This is a genomic window from Gammaproteobacteria bacterium (assembly GCA_013696315.1).
Classification (GTDB): domain Bacteria; phylum Pseudomonadota; class Gammaproteobacteria; order JACCYU01; family JACCYU01; genus JACCYU01.
Genome location: JACCYU010000276.1, coordinates 1 through 4022, shown reverse-complemented (window position 1 = coordinate 4022; position 4022 = coordinate 1). Strand labels below are relative to the sequence as shown.

The 4022-nt window shown below is 60.1% G+C and carries 3 protein-coding genes; all 3 read right to left on the bottom strand.

From position 1 onward, the window contains the following. Nucleotides 1-209: 209 nt before the first annotated feature. Nucleotides 210-536 carry a hypothetical protein gene (locus H0V34_15470; GenBank protein MBA2493015.1) on the bottom strand — a complete coding sequence of 109 codons (327 nt, stop codon included), beginning with the start codon at nucleotides 534-536 and terminating at the stop codon, nucleotides 210-212. A 302-nt stretch (nucleotides 537-838) separates the two neighbouring features. Further along, entirely contained in the window at nucleotides 839-2800 is a 1962-nt protein-coding gene (locus H0V34_15465) for an adenylate/guanylate cyclase domain-containing protein (protein MBA2493014.1), read from the bottom strand. 19 nt (nucleotides 2801-2819) lie between these two features. Next, the coding region (locus H0V34_15460) for a CHAT domain-containing protein (protein ID MBA2493013.1) at nucleotides 2820-4022 on the bottom strand (1203 nt) is incomplete at its 5' end.

The following is a 4022-nucleotide window of genomic DNA, read 5'->3' as shown; positions in this document are numbered from 1 at the left end:
AATCCGGTTGAATATGTCTGGGCCCACCTGAAAACGCATGAGGTCGCGAACTTCTGTGCCGCGGACTTCGCACAGCTTACCCACTTCGCCCGGCGACGGCTCGCCTCCATGCAGCGCCGCTCGACCTCGATACGAGCCTTCTGGCAACAAGCCGAATTGTCGCTTTGAATCGATCACTTATTATGCAAGTCTCAATAAGGTGCGTTGATCTACAGACTGGCGAACTTCAACTCATCGGCCAGCACCGTCCAAAGCGCGCCGCGGGCGCGAGAGATGTCCTTATATAATTCGGGATCATCGATTTCTACCAGGCCCAGCGTCTCACTCAGTAGTGCCTGATAGCGCTGGCGCAGGGATTCGATATCCACGCTGTCCTCGCCGCTGTGGAAGCCGCGAAAGTCATCGATCAGTTTATCCACTTGCGTCTTTAACGAGAGCTTCGTGAACAGGCCGATCGCATCTGTCTCGCGAAGCCAGTTCTCCAGGTCAGCGAGATCGAACGCTGGGTCGGCGATAGCGACCGAGTTATGGAGCATGGAAATATTAATAACGCACCTCACGAGATACCAGCGCAAGACTTTCATTTCCTGTCCTCATCGGCGAAGGGCTTAACTTACATCGTGTGATGAACAGTTCTGTGCGGCTCCATGCGCTTACTTTAGCGTCCGTGTTAGCGATTTACTGTCCTCACGGAGCCAATATTGCTCGAGGCTCGCGCCAGCCGCTATGAAGTACTTCACACGGCCGAAGCATTCGTGTGGCGTGTCACTCGCATAGGAGCGCGATCGAGGCGTAGCGATAGTTCTGGAGAGGTTGGGTCAGATCGGTGATGATCGGTTCATGTGGCGCTCTCCGTTGCCGGAAACTTGGTGTAAGAGGCTCGCGGCGCCCACACGCGGTACACCGCAGTGGCCGCCAGCCTGCCCTTTAAACGCACGGCGCCGACTTGCGCGGTCTCGTATTTGCCTCCCAGATACTTCATCGTGGTTTCACCGATCAAGATGCGACAAAGGCTATCGGCTGAGCGCGGATCGGCGGAATCTTTGTCCAGACTTTCGAGGCGCGAAGCGATATTGACGGTATCGCCGATGGCGGTGTACTCCATACGATCCGAGCTCCCCAGGCTGCCGACCACCAGAGGACCCGTAAAAATACCGATGCGCATCCCGATGGTGGGCAGACCCTGTGACTGCCATTCCGTATTGAGCCGGGTGAGTTCTCTTTCCATGGTCACCGCGCAATCCACGGCATGCACGGCGTCCTGCTGGATTTCAGTATCCGTGTGCCGCGCCAGCGGGACGCCGAACACTGCCATGATTGCATCGCCGATGAATTTATCCACGATGCCGTCATGAACCATCACAATCTTCGCCATGGCCTCCATGTAAGCGTTAAGCCAATCCATTAGCGCGCGCGGGTCCAGCCGCTCGGATACGGTGGTAAAGCCGCGAAGGTCGGAAAATAACACGGTTGCCGTCAGGCGTTGCGGAAGCGGTCGACCGCCCTCCAAAAATTCCTCGCGTTGTCGCCACAGGGATTCGGCCACGCTGTTGGACATATACCGGGAGAAGAGCTGCATCAGCATCGCCCGCTGCTCCTTCTCTAGATTGGACACATACGATGTGACGAGGCCCGCGCTGAGCAGCCAGCCTAACCCCGGTGCGACCGACGGTATCCACCAGCGTTGCAGGAACGTCAAGTAGCCGATGAGCGCAAGCGCGGCCAAGCCGGCGACAACCGACGCGGAGAACCATCTCACCGAGCGTATCCGTAGCCCGATCAGCCCACCGAGCAGGGTCCATAACCATGTCCACGCGACCTCCGTCCGCTCGCTTGGCGTGGCGATGGAAGGCGCTGCGTCCAGCCCGGCGCGCAGCAATTGGCTGACCGCGTGCGCGTGCAGGTTGATCCCGAACATGCGCTGGTCTGAGTCTAAGCCGCCACTGTATGGGGTATAGAAGTAGTCCTTGACGCTTTGCGCCGCCACACCGACGATGACGATCTTGTTCTTTATTGCCTGCGGCTCGATCCGGCCCATCAAGACATCCGCGAGCGCATAGCGGCGGAAACCGGAGCGCGGAGCGCCCGCGTAATCGCGCAGTATCTGGTACCCCCGCGCATCTGCGTCGACGTAGCCGCCGTCGTTGCGCTCGAATGGCGGCAAGATGGTTTCGCCAAGCCGTATGTGCTGTGGATTATTCGGCGCCGGGCCAGGCGCGATGCCGTATGCTGCCAGATAATGCAACGCCAGGCGCAACGACAACGAGTATGCCACCGTAGAGCCGTCATCCAGAAACAGCAGTCCACGACGCACGACGCCGCCGGAATCGGTCACCACGTCCGCAAATCCGACCCGATCGGTGTCCGCCAGCGCGGGCGGCGGCGGCACGCGGCCGCCACCCTCATCGCCAAACTTCATTACGAAGAAGATGTGGCGGTTGCGTGTCAGCAAAGCTTCGAGACGTGTATGCCCCGGCGGTACGGGTAGATCTCGATAGATATCCACGCCGATGGCCTGTGGCCGGTGCGCGGTCAGCCGCCGCAACAGCTCTGCGAGCACGGCGTCCGACAGCGGCCAGCCATAGGTTCGCAGATCGGCCTCCGTCGCTCCTATCAGGACGATACGCCGGTCGGGCCCCGAGACGCCGGGTCGCAACCGCAGGTAAAGATCGTAGGTGGCGAGTTCCATAAACTCCAGGTTTCCAGCCGCCCGCAAAGCGAACACACAGACGAACACTAGGTTACCCAGCGCGAGATACATCACCAGGGGCGAGCGCAGGGCACGTGTCCATTTGGCCATGAGCATCCGTGCCCGCGGACTATAACCAGTTGCCGATCATCAGGAACGCCGCCCAGTAGCCAGGGTGCTCGTAACGTTGATCCGATAGTAAGCGGACTTGCGCTCGCTGCAGCGCCTCGGCCTTGGATATGTCCGGTTGTTGCAACTGCTGATAGAAGTCGGATACTAGCAAGGCCGCCGCCTGGTCGTTAACCAGCCACAATGTGGCCAGCGCACTGCGCGCGCCGGCCTTGACAGCGACACCCGCCAGACCCAACGCGGCGCGATCGTCTCCGGCGGCGGTCTGGCAGGCGCTCAAGGTAAGTAATTCCACGGGATCCGCGCCATACCGCCCCAACCGCATGAACTGCTCGAGGCGGTCCATGGTCAGCTTGTCATCGAAGGTCAGCAGGAAAGACTGGTCGGCGCGGCTCGAGAATTGCCCGTGCGAGGCGATATGTACGATAGAGTAGGGCGCCTCGGTCAGTTCTTTCTCTACGTTAGGCAATAGGAACTGCTCGTTCTTCAGTTGCGTGCTGGCGTAAAGCCGCTGAATGGATCGCAACTCCAGCGATACGTAGTCAAGCGCGGGAAAACCCTGCACCGACTCCGTCAGACCGCCGACCAGCACCCGCACGTTGTCCCGCTCGATCGGTTGAGGATCGGTCAAGGTAAGCCCCGGCGTGGTCGCGAGTGCATAGTTTTCGACGAGGAATCTCTCGCCGTCGTGCAGCGCGCCCATGGGTATCGTGCGCAACGGGCCATCGGGCACGTACACCAGGGTATCGACTGCAAGCGCCTCAAGCTCCCCTTCGATCGGCTGCACCAGCCAGCGATATAGCTGCTGCGCGTGCGGCAGGTATTCGCGCGTGGTGCGCTTTTCGAGCAGACTGCGAAACGCTCTGATCTCTTGCGTAAGCTTACGGCGACCGATCGGCACGATCACCTGCTGCATGCCTTGGGGTAAACTCAGTAACAGCTCGGTCCGGTTCTTGAGCAGGATCGGGTAGACCGCTACCGTGTGCGCGGACAGGCGATCGAAGCCGGTCGTCCGCGCTTGCAGATCCGCCACGCACTCGTCCTGGAAGTAGTCCTGCAATTCCGCGGTCTTGAGTTGTTCTACCGTCGCGCGCGCCTCGAGCAGATACGCTTGCTTAGGTCCCGCACTATGCGTTGTGCTGGCGCGCCGCAGCAGCAGATCCGCCAGTTCGAAAAACAACGGGCCGGCGTTTTGGCGGAACGA